The organism is Oceanirhabdus seepicola, assembly GCF_023684385.1.
Lineage (GTDB): Bacteria > Bacillota > Clostridia > Clostridiales > Clostridiaceae > Oceanirhabdus > Oceanirhabdus seepicola.
In genome coordinates this window covers 928,870-952,638 of record NZ_JAGSOJ010000001.1, presented here as the reverse complement: position 1 = coordinate 952,638, position 23,769 = coordinate 928,870, and the positions used below count along the sequence as shown (strand labels likewise).

Annotated in this window: 15 protein-coding genes; 14 read left to right on the top strand and 1 reads right to left on the bottom strand. The window is 32.4% G+C overall.

Annotated features, from left to right (window positions below; translation table 11 throughout):
• Nucleotides 1–263: 263 nt before the first annotated feature.
• From KDK92_RS04085 to KDK92_RS04040, 10 genes are all read left to right on the top strand, one after another.
• Entirely contained in the window at nucleotides 264–1,199 is a 936-nt protein-coding gene (locus KDK92_RS04085; RefSeq protein WP_250857778.1) for a DUF5692 family protein, read from the top strand.
• 221 nt (nucleotides 1,200–1,420) lie between these two features.
• Nucleotides 1,421–2,905 carry a deoxyguanosinetriphosphate triphosphohydrolase family protein gene (locus KDK92_RS04080; RefSeq protein WP_250857777.1) on the top strand — a complete coding sequence of 495 codons (1,485 nt, stop codon included), beginning with the start codon at nucleotides 1,421–1,423 and terminating at the stop codon, nucleotides 2,903–2,905.
• Nucleotides 2,906–3,279: 374 nt separating this feature from the next.
• Complete coding sequence (gene hypB, locus KDK92_RS04075) at nucleotides 3,280–3,951, top strand: hydrogenase nickel incorporation protein HypB (protein WP_250857776.1); 672 nt, start codon at nucleotides 3,280–3,282, stop codon at nucleotides 3,949–3,951.
• A gap of 81 nt (nucleotides 3,952–4,032) precedes the next feature.
• A complete protein-coding gene (locus tag KDK92_RS04070) occupies nucleotides 4,033–6,723 on the top strand; it encodes an FAD-dependent oxidoreductase (protein WP_250857775.1) in 2,691 nt (896 codons plus the stop codon).
• 90 nt (nucleotides 6,724–6,813) lie between these two features.
• Complete coding sequence (locus tag KDK92_RS04065; protein WP_250857774.1) at nucleotides 6,814–7,155, top strand: hydrogenase maturation nickel metallochaperone HypA/HybF; 342 nt, start codon at nucleotides 6,814–6,816, stop codon at nucleotides 7,153–7,155.
• 238 nt (nucleotides 7,156–7,393) lie between these two features.
• Nucleotides 7,394–10,102: an FAD-dependent oxidoreductase gene (locus tag KDK92_RS04060; RefSeq protein ID WP_250857773.1), complete on the top strand. Its 2,709-nt coding sequence runs from the start codon at nucleotides 7,394–7,396 to the stop codon at nucleotides 10,100–10,102.
• 215 nt (nucleotides 10,103–10,317) lie between these two features.
• Nucleotides 10,318–11,676 carry an erythromycin esterase family protein gene (locus KDK92_RS04055; RefSeq protein WP_250857772.1) on the top strand — a complete coding sequence of 453 codons (1,359 nt, stop codon included), beginning with the start codon at nucleotides 10,318–10,320 and terminating at the stop codon, nucleotides 11,674–11,676.
• 46 nt (nucleotides 11,677–11,722) lie between these two features.
• Entirely contained in the window at nucleotides 11,723–12,340 is a 618-nt protein-coding gene (locus KDK92_RS04050; protein ID WP_250857771.1) for a hypothetical protein, read from the top strand.
• Nucleotides 12,341–12,731: 391 nt separating this feature from the next.
• A complete protein-coding gene (locus KDK92_RS04045) occupies nucleotides 12,732–13,760 on the top strand; it encodes a threonine aldolase family protein (protein WP_250857770.1) in 1,029 nt (342 codons plus the stop codon).
• A 160-nt stretch (nucleotides 13,761–13,920) separates the two neighbouring features.
• Nucleotides 13,921–14,754, top strand: coding sequence for a GNAT family N-acetyltransferase (locus tag KDK92_RS04040; protein WP_250857769.1), 834 nt, complete (start codon nucleotides 13,921–13,923; stop codon nucleotides 14,752–14,754).
• A gap of 104 nt (nucleotides 14,755–14,858) precedes the next feature.
• On the opposite strand, the gene KDK92_RS04035 is transcribed toward KDK92_RS04040, so the two are convergent.
• Complete coding sequence (locus tag KDK92_RS04035) at nucleotides 14,859–15,323, bottom strand: GreA/GreB family elongation factor (RefSeq protein ID WP_250857768.1); 465 nt, start codon at nucleotides 15,321–15,323, stop codon at nucleotides 14,859–14,861.
• Nucleotides 15,324–15,707: 384 nt separating this feature from the next.
• On the opposite strand from KDK92_RS04035, the gene KDK92_RS04030 reads away from it, so the two are divergent.
• From KDK92_RS04030 to KDK92_RS04015, 4 genes are read left to right on the top strand one after another with little or no spacing between them, the layout of a single operon-like run.
• Nucleotides 15,708–17,246, top strand: a complete 1,539-nt coding sequence (locus KDK92_RS04030; RefSeq protein ID WP_250857767.1) for a hypothetical protein — start codon at nucleotides 15,708–15,710, stop codon at nucleotides 17,244–17,246.
• 56 nt (nucleotides 17,247–17,302) lie between these two features.
• On the top strand, nucleotides 17,303–18,199 hold the full coding sequence (locus KDK92_RS04025) for a hypothetical protein (RefSeq protein WP_250857766.1): 897 nt from the start codon (nucleotides 17,303–17,305) through the stop codon (nucleotides 18,197–18,199).
• A 60-nt stretch (nucleotides 18,200–18,259) separates the two neighbouring features.
• Complete coding sequence (locus KDK92_RS04020; protein WP_250857765.1) at nucleotides 18,260–20,692, top strand: YwqG family protein; 2,433 nt, start codon at nucleotides 18,260–18,262, stop codon at nucleotides 20,690–20,692.
• Between the two features lie 25 nt (nucleotides 20,693–20,717).
• Nucleotides 20,718–23,768 carry a DUF4132 domain-containing protein gene (locus KDK92_RS04015; RefSeq protein ID WP_250857764.1) on the top strand — a complete coding sequence of 1,017 codons (3,051 nt, stop codon included), beginning with the start codon at nucleotides 20,718–20,720 and terminating at the stop codon, nucleotides 23,766–23,768.
• Nucleotide 23,769: the final 1 nt, after the last annotated feature.

The window sequence follows — 23,769 nt, the reverse complement described above, 5'->3', positions numbered from 1 at the left end:
ATCTATACCCTTGTTTTTTTGTTAAATGGGTTAGGGGGTATGGTTCAAATAATTGAGAGGGGGATTTTTACTTCAAGGCGTATACTTTACTGGGTAGAGTTAAATATTTTGTAAGTATTTGACGTTTAAAACATTATATAATATAATTGTGATTGTAAACAAGAAAAGTCAGCAAGTTCACAAATATTCATATTTTAAATTATTTGTGATAGACAGGAATCTTGGAATTATGACAAATGTCATTTTGACGGAGGTAAATTGTTATGGGTTTTTTTTATGAAGCAACAGGTTTAACTGGTTGGGCAATTTGGTTTTTTGTTCTCTTTGCTTTAATGGCTTTCAATGAGCTTGGTCGTTCAACAAAATGGGGGGGAATTATACTTTTCTTAATTGTCCCTATAGGGTTAACTATCTTTGTTTGGCCAACAACTGCAGCACCAGGAAATGAATATGGTACGGGTACTTGGTTTAACTGGGTAAAAACTTATTCGGCTTTGGCAGGGTGTCTTTGGTTTATGGCTCTTCGCTACAGCCCAAAACTTGCTAAAAAGAAGTGGGCTTTATGCCTTCCAGCCGCTATCTTGGGAATCAACATCCTTGAAGCAGCTCTTCGTGATTTCCAATGTTTTTCATATGGAGCATGGAATGGAGCTTATGTGGACAACCTTTGGGTAATGTCAGGATCATGGAATATCATGAATGGTATAGCTGGAATTCTTAACGTTATAGCCATCTGTGGCTGGGCGGGTATTTTTATTTCTAAAGACAAAACAAAAGATATGATTTGGCCGGACATGATCTGGGTTTGGATTATAGCTTATGATTTATGGAATTTCGCATATACGTACAATTGTATAGCTGATCATTCGTTCTATTGTGGTTTGGCATTGTTACTGTCATGTACTATACCAGCTTTCTTTATCAAAAAAGGAGCGTGGTTGCAGCATCGTGCACATACTCTTGGCTTGTGGATTATGTTTGTTATGACGGTACCGAGTTTTGCAGATAGAATAGCACCTGTATCTACTACACATAACCCAAAAGCGTTTTTTATCGCAAGCTTAGTGTCATTAATCGCAAATGTTGTACTAGTAGCTTATCAGTTTAATAAGATTCGCAAAAATAAACTAAATCCACTAAAAGATGAAATTTATGTGGGATCAAAAGCGTACAAGCAAGTCGTTCAAGAAAATATATAGAATAATAAAAGTAAATATGTAAGTAAAAGTATAGACTTATCTGAGAGGATAGGTCTTTTTTTGTATTGTTTACAATTTTAAGGATGTAGATGGGGACTAAACAACAATATGGTTAAAAACTACTTAAATAGTGATATAATCAATATGTATAAAGGAAAGTACCAGCTGTGTTAATTCGGGTGGTGACAGGCACCAAAATAAATGAAAGGTGTAAATTAGAGATGTTAAAAGACAGATACACTATAGAACATATAAAATATGAAGATCAAAGATATGAACTTAAATTATTGGAGCAGACTTTAAGTTACTTAAGCCAAAAAAATGAACATTGTAAAAGAGCAATTGCAATAAATGAGTCAGATAATAATAGAAGTGAATTTCAGAGGGACCGTGAACGCATAGTTCATACTAAAGCTTCGCGAAGGTTGGTAGATAAGGCACAAATATTTACATCGTCAAAAGGCGATCATTTTAGAACTAGAATGACTCATACATTAGAAGTATCTCAAATTGCAAGAGGATTAGCCTTAAGGCTAAATTTAAACAATGATTTAACAGAGGCTATAGCACTAGCTCATGATATTGGACATACGCCCTTTGGGCACCAAGGAGAACGAACATTAAATAGTATATTGCGAAATGAAATTAAAATAATAACATGTGCCGATAAAATTGATTTTGGCGGATTTAAACATAATTTTCAAGGGTTAAGAATACTATCTTATCTAGAAGAAAAGTATTTTGAACATGAAGGAATAGACTTGTCGTATCAAGTGCTGGAAGGAGTTTTAAAGCATACTGGTGGTAAAGTAAAGGATTGTAATAATTGTGATAAAGAAGTTTGTTTAAGAAAATGTTTTGATGTAGATGAGTTTTTAATTAACGGTGAGAAAGAATATTTATTTCTAGAATATAACTTTCCAACTACTCTAGAAGGGCAGATAGTTAGTATAGCTGATGAAATTGCTCAGAGAGGGCATGATTTAGATGATGCTTTTGCAGCTAAACATTTAAGTTTTGATGAATTAGTATCCTATGCTGAAATAACAAAGATGAAACCTATTAAAGATATTTTGGAAAAAATAAAGATAGAATCTAATAGGATGAAAGAATCTAATATACTATTTATAGATGAAAATGATATGTTAAGAGCCCGTTTAGTGTCTGAAATATTGGGGTATTTTATGAAAGACATAGTGACTCAATCCAAAATTAATATTAGCAAATATGATTTAGACAATGAGCTTTACAATAAACATCATAGAATTAATAAAAAATTAATTGAATTTAGTGATGATTGTAAATTTATCTTGGATTATCTTGAGACAATAATATCAAAGAAAGTAATCAATAGTTTTGAAGTTGCAAGATTTGATGATAAAGCTAAGAGGATTATTATGGCACTATTTAAGGCTTATTATGACAATCCTAAACTATTGCCTGATAGAACGCTTACACGTATATATAGAGACATTAAAAGAATAAGTAATAATGTTATTGACTTTAGAAATGGAGATCCTAAATTAATTTCTAAAGAACTGAATTTGATTTGTTTTAGTGAACCCAAAGGTAAAGATTGTAATATTGATTTAAATGATGAATACATAATAAAGAGAAAAATTCTTGTTAGAAATATAACAGACTATATTGCTGGTATGACTGATAATTATGCAATGAATGAGTATAATTCAATATATGGGTGTTAAAAGTGTAGAGATGCTTCTAAATATGTAATAGATGGTCATTTGCCAACAGTTAATTTGACATATTTCGGGTGGTGACTGTCACTCTTATATAAAAATCCATCTTTCTTAAAATTTGAGAAAGATGGATTTTTCATGTTAATAAGAGAACACCCAACAGTTGTAGAAATCTTTCAAAAGTAATGGTGTGTTTTTGACATATTTCGGAGTGGTGCTACACTTTTCGGGTGGTGACAGTCCCTTTAAAGAAAACATAATTTATCAGTGTGGAATTTATGTGGAATTAATGGTATAATTTTGTCATAGATACATATGTTATCTTTTTAACATAAAAAAATCAAAATAAAACGTAGGAAAAAGATGGAGGAGTAGATGATATGGACACATATAAAGTTCTTGAGATAAAGCAAAGTGTTTTCGAAGATAACGATAGACAAGCAGATTTGCTTAGGGAAGAATTGAAAAAAGATAAGACCTTTTTATTGAATTTGATGTCATCACCAGGTTCGGGTAAAACAACAACTGTTGTAAGAACAATTGACGCTTTGAAAGATGAAATGAGCATTGGAGTTATGGAAGCAGATATTGACTCAGCTGTGGATGCTGATACAGTTGCTAAGACAGGTGCAAAAGTAATTCAATTGCACACAGGTGGAATGTGCCACCTTGATGCAGATATGACTAAACAAGGGCTAGAGGGTCTTGGAACAGAAGGAATTGATTTTGCAATCTTGGAAAACGTAGGTAACTTGGTATGCCCAGCAGAATTCGACACTGGGGCATCAAAAAATGCCATGATTTTAAGTGTACCAGAGGGAGATGACAAGCCTTTAAAATATCCTTTGATGTTTTCAATTGTTGATGTGGTATTAATTAATAAAATAGATGCAGTAGCTTGTTTCAATTTTGATTTTGATGCAGTTAGGGAGCGTATAAAAAAATTGAACCCGAATATCAAGGTTATCCCAATCTCTGCTAAAACAGGAGAGGGAATTGATGAGTGGGCCGATTGGATACGTGCTGAAGTGAAAAATTGGAACGGAAAATAGATATAGATAGATTTTATTTTGATCAGGTGAACATATAAAGAAAACTAATATATTAAAGAAAATTTATTTGGGGGTAATACTATGGTCAATGAAAAAGTAATGGAACTTGCTAATAAGATTAGTAGGACAAAAAAAGGTTCAAAAAACGAAATTAAGCCAGAAGATCCGCAATATTATATTTTGGAACCTGTTGTTACAGAAGAAATGGCAGAAGTAGCACTTTGCCTTGAATTTCGTAAACATATGAGTGCAAAGGAGATTGCTCCTTTGTGTGGTAAATCTGAAGAGAAAACAGCGAAACTCTTAGAAGAATTAGCAGTTGCGGGTGTTGCTTTTGTTAATGAAATTGATGGTGTTGATGTATACTGGCATGATCTTTGGGTTCCAGGACACATGGAAATTATGGTTAACAACAAGGAAAATGTTAAAAAGTATCCACAAATCGCCAAGGCATTTTATGAATACGGAGATAGAAGAGGGCCAATGTTGGCAGGTAGTATGCCTGTAGGTGTAGGTATGATGCGTGTTATCCCAATTGAAGAAGCCATTTCAGGTGAAACCAGAAGTGCATCATATGAGGAAATTTCAAAATATCTTAATGAAAATACTGTTTTCTCAGTTTCGGATTGTTCTTGTCGTACATCAAGAGAAGCCTTGGGACAGGGCTGTGGTCACTTGAAAGAAGATATGTGTATTCAGTTGGGACATGCTGCTGAATATTATATCCGTACAGGAAGAGGTAGAAAAATTACACGTGAAGAAGCTTTTGAGATTATTAAAAGAGCTGAAGAAAATGGGTTGATGCATCAGATACCGAATTTAGATGGTCCAGGGAAAACACACGCCATTTGTAACTGCTGTGGCTGTGGTTGCTTTGCTTTAAGACTTGCTAATAAGTATACAAACCCTGATTTGGTTCGTTCAAACTATGTTTCACAGATAGATACAGATAAATGTGTTGGTTGCGGAGAATGTGTTGAAAACTGTCCAACTAATGCATTGAAATTAGGTCAGAAATTATGTTCAAAAACAACTATTCCTGAGAAGAAAAGAGAACTTCCATCTGATACAGAATGGGGTCCTGACAAATGGAATCTAGATTATCGTACTAACAGAAAAGTTGTTCTCGAATCTGGTTCAAGTCCATGTAAAGCAGAGTGTCCAGCTCATATAGGGGTTCAGGGGTATATAAAGCTGGCTTCTCAAGGAAGATATAAAGAGGCACTTGAGCTTATTAAACATGAAAATCCGTTCCCAGCAGTATGCGGACGTGTCTGCCCAAGATATTGTGAATCCGAATGTACTAGAGGAGATATTGATGATCCAATCGCTATCGATGAAATTAAGAAATTCATCGCGGAACAAGATCTAAATATGGAGCATCGATATGTACCTAAAGTAAGACATCAATACGGTAAAAAAATTGGGGTTATCGGAGCAGGACCTTCAGGTCTTTCATGCGCTTACTACCTTGCTTTAGATGGTTATAAGGTAACAGTATTTGAAAAACAAAAAGTACTTGGTGGTATGCTGACACTTGGAATTCCATCGTATAGACTTGAAAAAGACGTAATTAATGCAGAAATCGATATTTTGAGAGAATTAGGCGTTGAGTTCAAGACAGGTGTTGAGGTTGGAGAAGATGTTAGCCTTAAAGATTTAAGAGGCCAAGGATATGAAGCATTTTATCTTGCAATTGGAGCTCAATCAGGTAGAAAACTTGGGTTAGAAGGTGAAGAAGCAGAAGGCGTTGTTACAGGTGTTGATTTCTTACGAAATGTAAACTTGGGTAATGACGTAAAACTTGAAGGAGACGTGGTTGTAATCGGTGGAGGTAACGTTGCTATTGACGTTGCAAGAACTGCTACAAGAGTTGGCGCTTCAAAAGTGGATATGTTCTGTCTTGAAAGCAGAAAAGAAATGCCAGCCCTTGATGAAGAAATTGATGAGGCAATGGGTGAAGATATCGCTATTAACAATTCTTGGGGTCCAAAAAGAATCCTCCAAGAAAATGGACGTGTTGTAGGTATCGAATTTAAAAAATGTCTTTCTGTTTTCGATAAGAATGGAAGATTTAGCCCTACTTTTGATGAAAATGAAACTAAGATTGTTAAGACAAACCATGTTCTGATTTCAGTAGGTCAAGGCATGGATTGGGGTAAATTGCTAGAAAACAGCAAAGTAGAATTGAATCCAAACAAGACAATCAAAGCTGATGCGCTTACTCTACAAACAGGAGAGCCTGATGTATTTGCAGGTGGAGATGCAATGACAGGTCCTAGATTTGCTATTGATGCTATTGCTACGGGTAAAGAAGGAGCAATCTCAATCCATCGTTTTGTTCAGAATGGACAAAGTTTAGTTATGGGACGTCTTAAGAGAGATTATCGTATGTTCGATAAAAAGAACCTTAAGCTTGAAGGATACGATAATACTCCAAGACAAAAAGCATGTCATGCTGATGGAAATACTAGCAAAGAAACTTTCAAGGATTTACGTGTTACATTTACAGAAGAACAAGTTAAGAAGGAAACAGAAAGATGTCTTGGATGCGGTGCTACGGTTGTAGATGAATTCATGTGTGTAGGATGCGGTGCATGTACTACAAAATGTAAATTTGACGCAATCAAACTGGTAAGAAAGTATGATGCCCAAAATCCAGAATTTGAAAATTTGAAGTCTACAGTTGTAAAACACATGGTAAAACGTAAGGTGAAAATCACTGTTAAAAAGCCATTGAAAAAAATAAAATCAATTATATCTAGTAAATAAAACATGTAAGATAAATTGACAAAATGAAAGGATAAGGGCGGGGGAAGAAACTTCACCCGCCTTTAAACTTTGACAGGAGAGGTGAGTATTATGCATGAATTGGGAGTTTTGATTGAAGTGGTTAAGACAGTTGAAAATATTGCTGTAAAGAATGATTTAACGAAAATTGATACCTTGGTTCTCCAAATTGGTGAGCTCTCATCCATGATTCCGAGATATATTGAATCATGTTACCCAGCAGCAGTGGATGGTACGATATTGGAAGAGACAAAATTAGAAATTGAGATATTACCAGGGAATGGTATTTGCAAAGAATGTAATAAAGTTTTTAATCTTATTGAGAATAATAATAAATGTCCAGATTGCGAAAGTGAAGAATGGGAGATATTGGGCGGAAAAGAGTTTATGATTAAGGAAATCATTGCTTGCTAAAATGAGGCTGAGAAGTTGAACATTAAAGACCTCTTTTGGTCATTATAACAACCGAATGAGGTCTTTAGTGTTTAGTATGTCTTGGTTTATCATTTATATTCTTGTGCAGAATATTCTAATACGGGTTCACACGGAATAGCATATAAGAGTGAGGTTATTCCAACTTGGATAAGTACCAAAGTCAAAAATTTGAACGAAAAATAGCATTATAGGGAAACTTTATTGGGGGGTAATACATATGGTAAAAGAAAGAGTATTGGATTTTGCTAATCATATTAACAGAACAAAACGTGGTTCAAAAAGAGAAGTAAAACCAGAACACCCAGAATATAAAATTTTGGAGCCGGTTGTTACGGATGAAATGGCAGAAGTAGGACTTTGTCTTGAATTTCGTAAACCAAAGAGTGCAGAAGAAATTGCTGCTTTGTGTGGTAAATCTTTAAAGGATACAAAAAGAATCTTAGAGGAGTTAGCATTTCAGGGGGTTACCATCACTTGTGAAAAAGATGGGGTTGATAAATACTGGCTAGAGGTTTATGTTCCAGGGCATATGGAAATGCTAGTTAATCACCCTAAAAAGGAAAATGTTAAAAATTATAAGCAAATTGCAGAGGCTTTTGAGCAATATGGAAGAAATAAGGCTCCTATGGCAGCAGGTAATTTTCCAGTCGGAACAGGGGTTATGCGTGTTATCCCCATAGAAACATCCATTCAAGGGGAAACCAGAAGGGCATCCTATGAGGAGGTTTCTAAATATCTAAATCAAAATACTGTTTTCTCCGTTTCAGATTGTTCTTGCCGTACATCAAGAGAAGCAATAGGGGAAGGCTGTGGACATTTGAAGGAAGATATGTGTATTCAGTTGGGTGATGCTGCTGAATACTATATTCGTACAGGCAGAGGAAGAAAGATTACCCGTGAAGAAGCTTTTGAGATTATTAAAAGAGCAGAAGAAAATGGTCTTATGCATCAAATACCTAATACAGATGGGCCAGGAAACACACACGCTATTTGTAACTGCTGCGGGTGTTCTTGTTACTCTTTGAGAAATGCCTCTATGTTCTTAAACGTAGATATGATACGTTCAAATTATGTATCACAAATAGATACGGAAAAATGTGTTGCTTGTGGAGAATGTGCTGCGGTTTGTCCTACTAATGCATTGAAACTAGGTCAAAAATTATGTACTAAAACACCAATTGTTGAGGAGAAGAGAGTAGATTTCCCATCCAATACAGAGTGGAGTGAAGATAAATGGAATACTGATTATCGTACCAATAGAAAAAATGTTGTTGAAACTGGTACAAGTCCTTGTAAAACAGAATGTCCAGCTCATATTTCCGTTCAAGGGTATATTAAGCTGGCTTCTCAAGGAAGATATAAAGAAGCACTTGAACTGATTAAGCACGAAAATCCGTTTCCAGCAGTATGTGGACGTATTTGTCCAAGGAAATGTGAATCCGCTTGTACAAGAGGGGACATTGATGAGCCTGTTGCTATCGATGAAATTAAAAAATTCATTGCGGAACAAGATTTAAATATGGATACTCGCTATGTACCAAAATTGAGACATGAATACGGCAAGAAAATTGCCATTATTGGTGCTGGTCCATCAGGTCTGTCTTGTGCTTTCTACTTAGCTCTTGACGGGTATAAGGTAACTGTTTTTGAAAAACAAAAATTACTTGGTGGTATGTTGACACTTGGTATTCCATCTTATAGATTGGAAAAAGAAGTAATTAATGCAGAAATTGATATCTTAAGAGAATTAGGTGTTGAGTTTAAGACAGGTGTTGAGGTTGGAAAAGATATCAGTCTTAAAGATTTAAGAAGCCAAGGATATGAAGCATTTTATCTTGCTATTGGAGCTCAGGCTGGTAGAAAACTTGGGTTAGAAGGTGAAGAAGCAGAAGGTGTTGTAACAGGTGTTGATTTCTTAAGAGATGTAAACTTGGGTAAGGACATAAAACTTGAAGGAAACACAGTTGTAATTGGTGGTGGTAACGTTGCTATAGACGTTGCAAGAACAGCTGCAAGAGTTGGCGCTTCAAAAGTTGATATGTTCTGTCTTGAAAGCCGTGAAGTAATGCCTGCGCTTGAAGAAGAAATTGAAGAAGCAATGGGAGAAGATATCGGCATTAACAATTCTTGGGGTCCAAAAAGAATTCTTCAAGAAAATGGACAGGTTGTAGGTATCGAATTCAAAAAATGTCTTTCTGTTTTCGATAAGAATGGAAGATTTAGTCCTACTTTTGATGAAAATGAAACGAAGATTGTTAAGACAAACCATATATTGATTTCAGTAGGTCAAGCAATGGAATGGGGTAAATTGCTAGAAAACAGCAAAATAGAATTAAATCCAAACAAGACAATTAAAGCAGATTCGATTACTCTACAGACAGGAGAGCCTGATGTATTTGCAGGTGGAGATTCCATGACAGGTCCTAAGTTTGCTATAGATGCAATTGCTATGGGTAAAGAAGGTGCAATTTCAATTCATCGTTATGTTCATCCAGGACAAAGCTTGGTTTTCGGTAGAGACAGGAAAGCGTATCATGCACTTGATAAAGAAAACTTAAATCTACAAGGATATGACAATATCTCAAGACAGAAGTCAGAGCATGTGGATGGAAAGAAATCAAGAGAAACCTTTAAAGATTTACGTGTTACGTTTACAGAAGAGCAAATAAAGAAGGAAACAGAGCGTTGCCTTGGCTGCGGTGCTACAACTAGAGATGAATTCATGTGTGTAGGCTGCGGTGCATGTACAACTAAATGTAAGTTTGATGCTATTACACTTGTGAGAAAATATGATGCATCAAGCGTACCATTTGAAAAACTTAAACCTATAATTGTTAAACAGATGATTAAGCGTAAAGGTAGAATAGCGGTTAGAAAGTTTAATAATAATGTAAAGGGAATTTTTAAGAGGGATAAGTCTAAATAAATTATTAATGGAAAATAAAAGTTAATCAAATCTAGTAAATAATTAAGGGTAGTGGTATTTCCACTACCCTTAATTACTTACAGCATTTATTTTGTTATTAAATCTACATAAGTATATTATAAATAACATAAAAATAACTTGAAAATATTACGATAATGATATTAATATAGTAAATATACAATATATTAGAATGGTGAAGGGGTTGGGGGATAATAATGAATATTTTTAGTATTGAAGGAGGCAGAGTGATGTTTGGTACATATTATTATAGACTAAAGAAATTTTCATCTGAATTATATGAAGTATTGGTGAAAAATAAAGTGTTAGTTGGGGTGTTTATCTTTTCAATGGTTGTATTATCTTTTACTGGGTGTGGGAAAACAGCAGCTTCAGATAGTCTTGAAGGTTATTTACAGGATGTTTCTGAAATTAGTATTCCAGAGGATGTTTCTATTGTAGGTTTAGGAGAGGCAACGCATGGTAATCATGAGTTTGTAGAGCTAAAAAAAGAGGTTTTTAATGCATTAGTGAAAAATTATGGATATAAGGTGTTTGCGTTAGAAGGGGATTTTGGTGGCTGTCAAATGGTTAATAACTATATTCTAAATGGTAGTGGAACAGCAGAGGAAGCAGTTAAGGCAATTGGGTTTGCTATTTATAAGACAAAGGAGATGGTAGATTTAGTGGAGTGGATGCACGATTTTAATACATCTGTTTCAGATAATGAGAAATTGCGATTCTATGGATTTGATATGCAGAGGTATGATTGTAATAAGGCTGGATTGTTGTCTTATATACAAAAGGTGGACAATGATAAATATTCTACTTATGAAACCTCATTAGTAAATTTGAATGATGAAACTGTTTTTGACCAAGAACAAGGGAAAATAAAAAAAGGATTAAAAAACATAGAAAATATTATGAGTGAACTGGAGAAAAATAAAGAAAATTATATTACCAAAAGTTCTATAGCTGAGTTTGATATTGCCTTTCAATATGCCTTATGTATAAAAGAAAATGCTACTTTGAGAGGGACAAATGTGAATTATTGTCAAACAAGAGATCATTACATGGCTCAAAAAGTGCAGTGGATTTTATCTTATGAAGAGATGATAGGTAACGATAAATTGTTTATAGCTGGACATAATGGACATATTGAAAAATCTTCAGATTCTTTTGTAGGATACACTTCTATGGGGGAAAGGTTAAGCGAAACATATGGTGATAGATATTTTGCTATAGGAACAGAGTTTTATGAAAATACTTTCTTATGCAGAGAGAGTTCATCTGGTGAGCGTAAAGAATTTTCAGTTAAAAATGATAAAAATGATTTAATTAAGATGTATGCAGAAACAGACAAAGTCATTAGTTTGCTGGATATTAAAAGAGCAATGGAGAATGATGAGCTAAATAAATTATTATCAGCAAAACAAAGCATGGGTAATATAGGTGATGATTTTAACAAAACTCTTAAGTTGATCAAAACAGCATACACTGTATCAATGGTGCCTAAGGATACATATGATGCAATAATTTTTGTGAAAAATGCTACACCAACAACAATGCTTCAGTAAAAATAAGATTTTCTTTATAAAAAAGAAATTAGATAAGGGGAGAAAAATGAGTAAGAGTAAAATTAGGGCATTGATATTTATTTTGATTGTTACCTTAGCAGGACTTGCAGGTGGTATATTTATAGCAGTTAAAGGAGTTTTCTTTAAAGAATTCATGGGGTTATCCATGGGGAATTGGTTTAAGGTTATTATTGGTATAGCTATAACTATTGTAGTACTATATGATTTTATTAGTATAAGAGTTAAGAGGAAAAAGTATGGAGAGCTAAAGTACAGATTAAAAAGAAAGGACAAAAGAAAGCAAATTATAGGATTGATATTATTAATTATTATATTTTTTATACAGATATTAATTTTCACACGTGGATTTAAAAAATTTGATTTTGATGTAGTTTTTTTGATGTATTGTGTTTGGCCATTACCTTTAATGTTTTTATACCGAAATATTGAGAAAGAAGGCATTGGGGAAGGTGGAGTGCATTATTGGGGTGAAATAATCAAGTGGGACAAGGTTTTAAGATATAGTTTCAGAGGAGATACATTAACAGTAGTTTCAAGAAGTAAATCTTTTGGAGTTAATGAAATAATTGAAATTCCTTTTATTATAGAAGATGGTGATAAAATTGATATTGAGGAGTTTTTGAGTGAGAAGGTTGGGGAGTGAAAATCTTGAATAGAGAGTAGTTAGTTAATGTAGACTTATCTGAGAGGATAGGTCTTTTTTTATTATTAAGCAAATTGAAAAATTTCCTTAATAAATTATCACATGTAATCGTGCTTATATCAACGTGTTACATGTTTGTGTAAAATTGTACTAATTCAATTTCTTAATAATAAAAAAATGAAGGGGTTGTAGGGGAAGTATTTCCCCTGCCGGTTTAAGGAAGGGGCTCAGCAACGTTAGTTGCGTCGAGGGGAACCATAGGGTTCCCTAGCGAAGCGCGAAGCGCCTTTTTTATTTTAACTATGCTTGTTTTATGAGGCTATGATTTAGGATATAATTGATAGAAGAGACGATAATATTAAAAGTATCATTATTAGGAGGTCAATAACTAATGTATAGCTTTAAGAATGACTATAGTGAAGGAGTACATCCAAGAATATTAAATGCTTTGATGGAGTCAAATATGGAACAACTTGAAGGGTATGGAGAGGATCAATACACCAGAAAAGCAATTGCTTTATTAAAAGAAAAAATTAAATGCGAGGATATAGATATCCATCTATTCTCTGGTGGAACACAAACGAATTTAACTGCCATTTCAGCTTTTTTAAGACCACACGAAGCAGTTATTGCAGCGGATACTGGCCATATCCTTGTTCATGAAACCGGAGCAATTGAGGCTACAGGGCATAAAATTATATCTATAGATGTGAGTGATGGAAAGCTGAATTCTGAGAACATTAAATCAGCTCTTTATGCACATACTGATGAACATATGGTTAGGCCTAAACTTGTATATATTTCTAATCCTACAGAAATGGGATCTATTTATTCTAAAGATGAACTGGAACAATTGAGTGACTGTTGTAGAGCGCATAAACTTTTTTTGTACGTTGATGGTGCAAGAATTGGTTCAGCTCTTTGTTCAGAAGAGAATGATATGGAGCTTGAAGATTTAGGAAAACTTGTGGATGCTTTCTACATAGGCGGAACCAAAAACGGTGCTTTAATGGGGGAAGCACTTGTGATTTGTCGTGATTCTCTTAAAGAGGATTTTAGGTTTCATATTAAGCAGAAGGGAGGTTTGCTTGCTAAAGGCAGACTTCTTGGTATACAATTTTTAGAATTGTTCAGAGATGACCTGTTCTTCGAATTAGCAAAGCATGCCAATGATATGGCTAAGTTACTAAAGGTTGGAATAAGCGAAGCGGGATACTCCTTTTTGACACATTCACCTTCAAATCAAATATTTCCAATTCTTCCTAATGGGGTAATAGAAAAGCTTCAGGAGAAATATTTATTTTATGTTTGGGAAAAAATCGATGATGAGAGTTCTGCCATTCGACTTGTAACTTCTTGGGCTACTAAAGAGGAAAAGGTATTGGAGTTTAATGAGGATCTTCATAATGTGAATTGTTAGGTGTGAAAGTATAGACATATAAGGTGGATATACTAAAACAGGCTAAGTTACGCATTTTTATTTCAGAAAAGAGTTGTAGGTTGATAGGGCATATACCCAGTGGTATCATTTAAAGAGAAATTTAAGGGATTTGTTTTAAAGTGTGGGGGAGGAATGAAATATGAGTATATGTATTAAAGAATATAAAAATGAATACAAAGATATAATAAGTGAGCTTATTTCAGATAATAGTTTTGTAAGAGAGGATATACTTAGATGTTTAGATAGATGTCCAGAGTGTGGAATCCTTGTTGAAGAAGGAGAAAAAGTGGTTGGGGTTGGTGTATATACTGGGGTAAGAAAAAAGACTAGTATGACTTTATACGTGAAACCATCAAAAAGAAAAGAAGGAATTGGGACTGCTCTTTTAAAGGCATTAGAAGAGAAGATGCAAAATGTTGGAGTTGAAGAAGTTGTATGTGATTTTAAAGTTAGTGAAGTAGAAAAATCTTTTACATATAAAAATGGGTACAAGCATTGGTTTAAGTCCAATTATATGATTTATACTGGTGGTGAAATTACAACGGGAAATTATGATATTGTAAATTATGAAGATAAGTATTATGGTGAGTGCCAAAAGATTCTTAGTGAGTCATTTCATAAAATGCGATTATCAGTAGGGTTGGAATCTACTCCTAGTATTCCTAGTGAAGAAGAAAAACAGGATTATAAAGAAAATGCAGAAAACATATTTGTATTACGTGATAACAGCAAAATAATAGCTTTTGTTAAACTTGACGGTGATGAAATAGATTTAGTTGCAGTAGAGGAGAATCATCAGGGGAAAGGATTAGGGAAAGCTATAGTAAGCTATGCTGTTAATAAAGTATTAAGTAAAGGATGTACAAAAGTACCTCTTTGGGTAGTTGAAGGGAATACGGCAAAGTATTTATATGATAAGTTAGGATTTGTAAGAGAGCGTACACATGAATTTGTATGTAAGAGTATAAAGTAGTTATGAATTTGACATATTTCGGGTGGTGACTGTCACCAGATTACATAAGAAAAGTATAGATAGGCTTGTTAGTAGCCTATCTATAATTATTTAAGTAGATATTGTTATAGTATTTCTAATATTTCTACGGTATAATTTTCTGCTGGAGCATTAACTTCAACTATGTCACCAACTTTTTTGCCACATAATGCTTTTCCTAAATCTGATTCTATGCTAATAAACATATTTTGAGGGGATGCATCCATAATAGTTACTAATGTTATGATTTCTTCATCGTCATCCTCTATAAAATTAATTCTAGCTTTAGAATTAATTCCTAATATTGATTTATCTACAGCATCATTATCTATTACAGTTGCTGTTGAAATCATAGTTAATAGATGTTGAATTCTATTATCGTTTTCTCTATAGTTTCTACAAGCCTCTTTATATTCTGCATTTTCTGATCTATCGCCATGAGCAGCAGCTTCTAATTTTTCCCTTGCTATTTCAGCTCTTTTAACAGTCAGGCGATATTCTAATTCATCTTTTAATTTTTTTATATTATCTTCTGTCAGCGTATTATTCATAAATAAAGCGAATCCTCCAATTATATATTTATATTAATATTATATAGTATATAGAAAAAAAATAAAAGTTCTGTGAACTCTCCCCCGCTTGAATGAGAATAGGCAAGGGTTTTGACAAAATAAATTTAATAATGTATACTAACAAAGTTTAGTAGTACAATATGTACTACCGAATAGAAGGCGATAATATTAAAAAGATTTTATTCAATCATCAGATACATTGTAAGAAAGTTATCAAAAATAAAAAAAGTAGATATTTAAGAAAAATATTCCACAAAAACATTGATGTTCGAACGAATGTTTGGTAAAATTAAATTTCACTAAGGAATCTCTTTAGTTTGATAAAATTCAAAGAAAACAAACGAAAAAGGAGACAATATTGCAATGAAGCATTATTTTATTTTTAAAGATTTCATTGAAAAAGGAATAGATAAAGGAATAAGAGTATGGGATTATATTGAAAATGGTAAAATGCCTATTATACTTAAGAAAGTAAACGAAGTCGATATAAAAGAGATTTCTAAGGAAAAAGAACTTGAATTTTTCAATTATTATTATGATGAATATAATGGGTTTGATCAATGTTTTAGAGAATACACAAATGAAATACTTTCTGAGAACTTAGAGAATGGAAAAGAGATTATATTGAGGACTCTAGATGTCTTTATTAGATTGAATGGTTGGACTTGTGATAATCAATTACCCATTTTTCTTGAGGATAGAAAAATTATAAATATGGTTAGATTTTCTGATGATAGATATGCAAATATAGTGGATAGATATCCTTTGAAGAAGAAAGAGGAAAAACCATTTAAAAAAGAGAGAACTGAAAAGATTTTACCAGGAGAAATAGTTGTGGACCCTAATGATCAGGCAAGTATTTTATCTGCTATAGATGAGGAAATTAAACTTTTACAAAGCAGTCATATGATTGATGAAGTTCGTAAGAACAATGGTTATTATAATAATGGGAAATTATATGAGGGTGATTTTTTCGTAAGATTTGGATGCTTGGATGAAAAAGGATTTTTTAAAGAATATAGTTATGAGGAGTTTGGTTATTCTGAGTATTATGAGGCATTAATTGAGTGTGAAGAAGGAAGACAGCGTTTATATACATATGTTAAATTGATTACAGCATACTTACAAAATGGTATAGGGTTGGATTTTGGGATTACAAGTGAAGGGGTTCTTCATAGTTTTGCTTTCCTTTGGTTGTTAATACATGATCCTAAAGCTCATTATCTTTTCCCAGCTTATCAGGTTGCAGCAGGTGAATGGAGATCACTTACAGAAGATGAACCTGCTGATCACCATTATATGATTGAGGACTGCGATAAAGATTGTAAAGAAGTTGCCCATACAATGATTAATCTATTATCAGATAGTGGGGCTTATATGATGGAGACAATGGAAAAGAATATACATAAATTTCCGTACGAACGTTTCATAGAAGATGAGGAATGGCTAGAGGAGCTCCATAGAGCATTTGCAGCAGTATATATGGACAAACGTAAAGGGTCAGATGTTAAAAAGATAGAAGAATATTTTAAGGATTTTTTCAAAAATACATTTTTCGAATATATAGACCATTATTTTTTAGATGAAGATTTTGAAAAAGTATCTGAAAATCCTGAAAAATTGCTTGAAATCTATGCAGAATTAGAAGAGGATGAAGTTGAAGATATTGATGAGTGGACTGCTGAAGCTTTGAATAACTTATCAAAACTATATCCAGTATTTGTTAAATTAGATAAATGTATAGATATACAAGAAATTCACCAAATTGTATTAAAAACTATTAATGGAGAGATGGAGTTCCCAAGAGTTTATGGTAGATATTTAGACATAGATGATTTACCAGAATTGATTTCTATCAATTCAGAAGATGATGGAGATCTACTAAGGGAATTAAAAGAATGATATATATAGATTTTTAAAATTATAAGAAAAACTAAATCAAAAGAGGAGAATGAAAAATGGACCAATTTGAAAAAGAAATAAAAATTATCGTAGATTTACATTCAGAAGAATCAATAAAAAATGCATTGGATGAGTATATAGAACTCTTTGAGTCTGGAAAAGTAGGGGAAGATAAAAAAATAGGAGATATTGAATTTGTAAAAGAAGAAGGTAATGAAATAAGAACATTATTACTTGGGGACTGTCCAACTAAAGAAGAAGTTATAGAATATTATATGTTTGTTCGTTTGATAGAATGTAAAGAAAATGCACAAGAAGAGTTGGAAAAGATGAAATGTCATTATGGTCATCCAATATATTTTAGTGAAGCCTTATTATTCAGCAGTGCATGCAGCTATCCAAATTTAAATGAGAAAGTAGTAAAGGCTTGTGAAATGATTGCAAATTATTCAAAGAAAGAAAATGATACTTGGTCACTATGGGTGGATGATGAGTATCTTGCTGGAATTGATGCACTTTATTTTTTAGCAAAAAAAGATCCAGCCTATCTATATCTTATTGCTGAGTATATTATACCGTATTGGGATGATGAACATGCACCATTAGTTATTGAAGACTATTTTAAAAAGCTTTTTGAAGTTTACGGAATGAGAAAAGAGTTTATAAAGGCTTATGTAATTTCAGATAATTCGTATGCTAGAGGGAACATGTTTCCTGAATGGGATTATTTAAAAGAGCATTTTGAAAAGAATCCTGATGATTATAGTTACTTTAAAGAATTATCAATAGAGAAATATGTAAAGGAAGAATCTCTTATGACAGAATATGGTGAACATCGTATAAAAGAATTATATACAGATATTGTAGGTATTGATTGTGATGAAGAGTTACCAGAATACTGGAAGAATGAGTATGAAGCTGTTTGTAAGGAAATTGAAGAGAAGAGAAATTAAAAAACAACAGATATAAGAATGAATTAACATAAAGAAGAGGACAAGGAGAGAGGTTATAGTATGGGTAATGTTAATATTCCTGAACGATTTATAAAGGCTGTATTGAAAAATAGTGATCATGGGAATGAAAGTTATAGTGAACCCCTTAAAAATATACTGAAAATATTTATGCAAGACAGGGCAGGTTGTGCTGAGAAATTTAAAGATTACAAAAAGAAAAAAAGCGGATTCAGTTTGTGTGTAGCTTATATATTGTCTGAGGATAAAGAACTTGAAAAAGAATGTAAAGAGGGCTTTGATTATTTTTGTGAGTACTTGGGGGATACATTTGTAAATGAGGTTGCAACAGATTTAAAATACGATTCTGGTTTAGAAAATGAAGATATAAAAATTTTTAAAGACTATATGAGTGGTGTTTCTGATGAAAATCCATTTGAACAACTGGAAAGTAAATTTAAGCTGGCATATGGTGGACGTATAAGCAGAAAACAAAAGGCTTATTTATATTTTGAGGATTCAGATAAAGTTCACAATATAGTTCAAACGGGATTTTTATGTGCTAAGTGTGAGAATGTTGCAATTGCTGAAATGGGCATGAGATTCATGGAGTTTTTTACCAAACTGGCACCTTTGAAAATATTAAGCATAGCATCTAAATTGTACAGAGTGAAAGATAGTTGTAAATTTCTTAAGGGAAGATTTGATAAATTTATAGATGATCTAAATGGTATAAAAGTACCAAAGACTTATATAACAGGTTGGGAGCTGCTTTATGGACAAAGCCATTGCAGATGCAATGAGAAAAGGAAAGCTATATATGAAGATATTCTCAAAAGGGTTGGTGAAGGGAATATGGAAGATGATGCTGAGAACTATGAAGCACTAGAATATGTTGATATAAGAAAACAGATGGCTATACATAGAAATTTAGTTGAAAAGTATAATAGAGAAGAGTCTGTAAAGGTCATGGATGAGATGTTTATGGATGAATATATTCGTTTTATAAGAGTGAATATGATTGACTCTAAAGATCAACAGAATATAGATAAAATGGTTTCATATATGAAAGGTGAATTGGATTTTAAAGAAATAGAAGAAGATATTAATAATAAATTCAAGTCTTCATTGGAAAACTGTGAAATTGGTTACATATGTGGTGTTGGCTCTAAAGAATATGCTTTAAGAGGGTTAAAAGTGTTTACTGCACTTTGTGATATAAATATGCTGAAAGATTTTTATACTGAATTCAAATATGATATAAAACCAGGTGTATTTGAACGTAGAAAACCTGATAGAGATATTTATGAGTTTACTGAGAGGTTGGAAACAGTTGGTGTATCTGAATCAGTTATCTATGAATTTTTATGCTCTTATACAAGAGAAGAATTGGACAAACCATCTAAACAGCCAGATGATGAATTTGCCCAAAGATTATATCGCTATGCTAAAGAAGGTAAAGATGTACTTGGAAATTTACTTTCAGCAGATGATAGGGAAAAGATTTTTGCAATTTATCAAACAGGACTTTTATCAAGTCAGCTTAATTCTTTAGTAAAAATGCTGGAGGATTCATCAGTAGACGTAGTTAAATCAGCACTAGATACAATTAAATGGGCAGATCATGAAGAGATTCTTCCATTTAAAGAAAAGATAGATGAAGCTGAAGAGAAACTTAAGGAAATGAATAAGAATACACCAGTAGAAATATTTAAAAGAAGATTAAAAAAGTATTCAAAGGAAGCATTACAGCTTCAATTATCCAAGGAAGCTGTGTCAAGATGGTCTACGAAACTTGGAGGAAAACCCTATTTACCATTAGGGGAAGAACATCCTGAGGAAGGCATGTACCTACTGGCACAAATTAACTTTGAAGAAATTCCTAAGATGCAAGGGTATCCAGAAAAGGGATTATTACAGTTTTATATTAAAGAAGAAACATGTGGATATACTACTCGATATTTCAGTGAAATAATAAGAGATGAAAGTAAGCTTCAAGAGGGTTTGCCAGAAATATCAGATGATGATTGCTGGCCTGTTATATATTCCGAATTAAAAGTAACTTACAAAAAAATTGATGATACCCCTTCAGTAGAGGATTATTTGTTAGATGAGGAAATTGAAGATATTTTAAGTGAAATGTTTACAGACCACCATGAAAAGTTTGAAATGACTTCTCAATATGAACAAGAGAGGATAAGTAATAAAATCGGAGGATATCCTTTTTTCCCTGATTGGGGAGATCCTAGAAAAATAGATCCGGATCTTTTATGCCCAGATGACACTGAGCGTTTGGAAAGAGGAGAAATAATACTAAATGAGTATGGAGAGGTAAGCTTTGAAAATGAATGGGTATGTCTCCTTTCACTTTATAATGAGGAACTAGAAGGACTTGGAGATATCCAAGAGGATGGTAATATATATTTTTTCATCAGAAAAGCAGATCTTGAAAAGGGAGATTTTAGTGATATAAAGTATCATAGATTTACTTATTAAAAAATAACAACAGGAGGAAATGCAAATGATGGAGTATGGAATACTTTCAAGCTGCAGTGAAATTAGAAAAGAGTATGAAAATAACCATAAAATCGAGTTATTTTCTGAAAAAATAGATGAGATTGAAGAGCATTTACCAGAGAGAGTGATAGAAGTTTTTGAAGCTTATAAAACTCCTGATGAGACAATAGACTTAGTAAGAAAATTTTTATGTAAAGAAGACATAAGACTAGAAGATATTATTGAAGATATTAAGGAAAACTTAAAAAGCGATAAAATTAAAAAGAATGTTCGAAAGTATAATCTATGTAAAAGCAGTAAGCTAACTATATTAATTCAAGGATCAGCAATGATTGTTGAATTGAGCAAAGTAAGCAGAAAGGTAATTGAGTTACTTATAAATATATCACCTGTTTTTACTATAGAGGAAATTTCAAAAATATATAATCGAAAGAAAAGTAATTTTAAAGATAAGGATGAATATATAAAATTTACTTGTGATTTAGAAAAAAAATATAAAATAAGCCAAGAAGATATTTGTTTATGGAAGCTATACTATTCCCATGAACATCAAAAATCTGGTGTATTACAAAAAGAAATACTAAAGGAAACATTAGAAGAAAACAAAGAGAATATAGATTTATTGAAGAATTGGTTAAATTACTTGGAAAAAGAAGAAAGAGATGCTGTATGTTATTTATTATATAAAGTTACAGAAGACAATTACTTTGCAGAAAGGGCATGTAATACTTTCTTTCGTAAATTAATTAGCAAATTGAAATGCAGCAGTAGAGGAAGAGAGATTAAAGTAGATTTTAAAAAATATATAATGGGAGAAATCCCTTTTGAAGATGTAGAGAAATATGTAGACAATGAAGAAATAAAAATGGATTTTGATATAGATGATTATATTTGGAATTTACCAGAAGATTATAGTGGAAGAACATTAAAATTACTATTTGAAATAGATCAAAGTTCTCATATATTGAATAGTATGATTGGATATATAGAAAAAAACGAAAGAGGAACTGTAGAAGACTTTATTGATATTTTATTAAAAGCTAATGTAAAACATGAACATATAGTTTGTTTTATGGCAGAACAAGGAGAATATTTAGAGGTTACTGAATGGTTTGAAAAAGCACTTGTATATTTAATTAAGAAAGAAATTGATGTTTTAGGAAATTTAAAAAATGCTTTTGTTGAGGCAAGAGCTTTTGCAATAAGAAGTATATATAAAAATAGTAATTTAGATAAAGACACTATAAAAAATACCTTTGAGCACTTAAAGGATACTTCCAAGATGGTGAGAGAAACGACCATAGAGGAACTTTCAAAGCTTTCTTATGAAAAATTACAAGAAGTTATGGATGTAATAAAAAAATATGCAAAGATTAAGAAAAAAACTGTAAGAATGGCTGTGGTTGAGGTTCTTCTGAACTTTAAAGAAGAAGAGGAAGTTAAAGAAATATTAAACGAAGTGTATGAAAAAGAGACGGAGCCTAAAATTAAAGATCTTTTAGTAGAAGGATTAGAAATAGATATTAAAAAACTTTATGTAGATGAAAATGGACATTTTGATATTTTATTATATGTAGATGAACTTGTAAAACAGGATCAATCAAATAAAGTTAAAATACCTATAGAACAATTAACAAAAATAAGATGGAAAGATAAAGAAGAATACATAGACAAGCATGTAATTAAATATTTTGTTAAAAGTTATATGGAAAGTGATGAATTAAAAATAAATAAAGATGCTCTTTTAATTGCAGAGTATATGAATGAAGCGGATTTAAAGGAGTTTGTAACTCAAATTCTTAATCTTTGGATTGAAGATGGATGTAAACCTAAAGAAAAATGGATGTGCCTATTAGCGTCAATTCATGGGGATTATAATATGATTCACAAACTTAACAAATTAATATTGGAATTAGCATCAAGTTCTAAGCAGAAAATGGCATCTTATGTGGTTAAGGCATTAGCCCTTAATGGAAGCAGTGAAGCTTTAATATCAGTTGATGCCATAGGGAGAAAATTCAAGTATAAGAGTGTAAGGACGAGTGCACAGGAAGCCTTTTCCATAGCTGCAAAAGAATTAGGGTGTTCTATAGGACAACTGCAAGATAAGATTGTACCAACTTTAGGATTTACAGGTGCTCATTATAAAGAATATGATTATGGAAGCAGAGTATTCAAAGTTTATATAAATGATAACTTACAGTTTGAAATTGAAAAAGAAGATGGAAAAACAATGAAAAGCTTACCAAAAGCCAATAAAAATGATGATGAGGTCATGGTAGAAAAAGCGAAAGATGATTTCAAGATTTTAAAGAAAGAGCTAAAAGATGTAGTGAAATCTCAGATAGATAGAATGGAAGCAGCTTTAAGTGATTTCAGAATGTGGAATATGGATGAGTGGAATGAGCTTTTTATGAAGAATCCTATCATGTACAGACTAGGAAAAAACCTTCTTTGGGGACAATACCAAGGAAATACATTAGTAAAAACCTTTATATATGATGATGAAATCTATGATGTTAATGTTGATACCATAGAGTTAGATAAAGATAAAAAGATATCTATCGTTCATCCATTAGAACTAAGTAAAGAAGAAAAAGAGGCATGGAAAGAAAGCTTTGAGGATAATGAAATAGAACAGTTTTTCCCACAAATAGATAGAAGGGTATTTGTTTGTGAAGATGAAACATTAGAATTCATAGAAGACTTTAAAAATAAAAAAATCCATGATACTACATTTGTAAATAGAATAAGCAAAAGAGGATGGTATAAAGGTTCTGTAACAGATGGCGGAGGCTATGATGAGTTCTATAAAGAGAATATAGACTTAAAAATAGGCGCAGAAGTAACTTTAGATGAATACCTAGGGGTGTATGGTTTAGGATATGAAGACGTAGCTGCTGCAAAGGTTGAATTCTATAAAGCTGGAACTATAGAAAGAGGATCTTATGTTTATGATGAAATAGACAAAGAAAGAAGAATCAAACCAATAGATGTACCAAAAAGATATTATAGCGAAATTATTTATGATGTATTTAAAGTTACAGAAGTATAAA

Coding starts and splice junctions, on each gene's coding strand:
- KDK92_RS04085 (WP_250857778.1), top strand. CDS start 264: ATGGGTTTTTTTTATGAAGCAACAGGTTTAACTGGTTGGGCAATTTGG.
- KDK92_RS04080 (WP_250857777.1), top strand. CDS start 1,421: ATGTTAAAAGACAGATACACTATAGAACATATAAAATATGAAGATCAA.
- hypB (WP_250857776.1), top strand. CDS start 3,280: ATGGACACATATAAAGTTCTTGAGATAAAGCAAAGTGTTTTCGAAGAT.
- KDK92_RS04070 (WP_250857775.1), top strand. CDS start 4,033: ATGGTCAATGAAAAAGTAATGGAACTTGCTAATAAGATTAGTAGGACA.
- KDK92_RS04065 (WP_250857774.1), top strand. CDS start 6,814: ATGCATGAATTGGGAGTTTTGATTGAAGTGGTTAAGACAGTTGAAAAT.
- KDK92_RS04060 (WP_250857773.1), top strand. CDS start 7,394: ATGGTAAAAGAAAGAGTATTGGATTTTGCTAATCATATTAACAGAACA.
- KDK92_RS04055 (WP_250857772.1), top strand. CDS start 10,318: ATGAATATTTTTAGTATTGAAGGAGGCAGAGTGATGTTTGGTACATAT.
- KDK92_RS04050 (WP_250857771.1), top strand. CDS start 11,723: ATGAGTAAGAGTAAAATTAGGGCATTGATATTTATTTTGATTGTTACC.
- KDK92_RS04045 (WP_250857770.1), top strand. CDS start 12,732: ATGTATAGCTTTAAGAATGACTATAGTGAAGGAGTACATCCAAGAATA.
- KDK92_RS04040 (WP_250857769.1), top strand. CDS start 13,921: ATGAGTATATGTATTAAAGAATATAAAAATGAATACAAAGATATAATA.
- KDK92_RS04035 (WP_250857768.1), bottom strand. CDS start 15,323: ATGAATAATACGCTGACAGAAGATAATATAAAAAAATTAAAAGATGAA.
- KDK92_RS04030 (WP_250857767.1), top strand. CDS start 15,708: ATGAAGCATTATTTTATTTTTAAAGATTTCATTGAAAAAGGAATAGAT.
- KDK92_RS04025 (WP_250857766.1), top strand. CDS start 17,303: ATGGACCAATTTGAAAAAGAAATAAAAATTATCGTAGATTTACATTCA.
- KDK92_RS04020 (WP_250857765.1), top strand. CDS start 18,260: ATGGGTAATGTTAATATTCCTGAACGATTTATAAAGGCTGTATTGAAA.
- KDK92_RS04015 (WP_250857764.1), top strand. CDS start 20,718: ATGATGGAGTATGGAATACTTTCAAGCTGCAGTGAAATTAGAAAAGAG.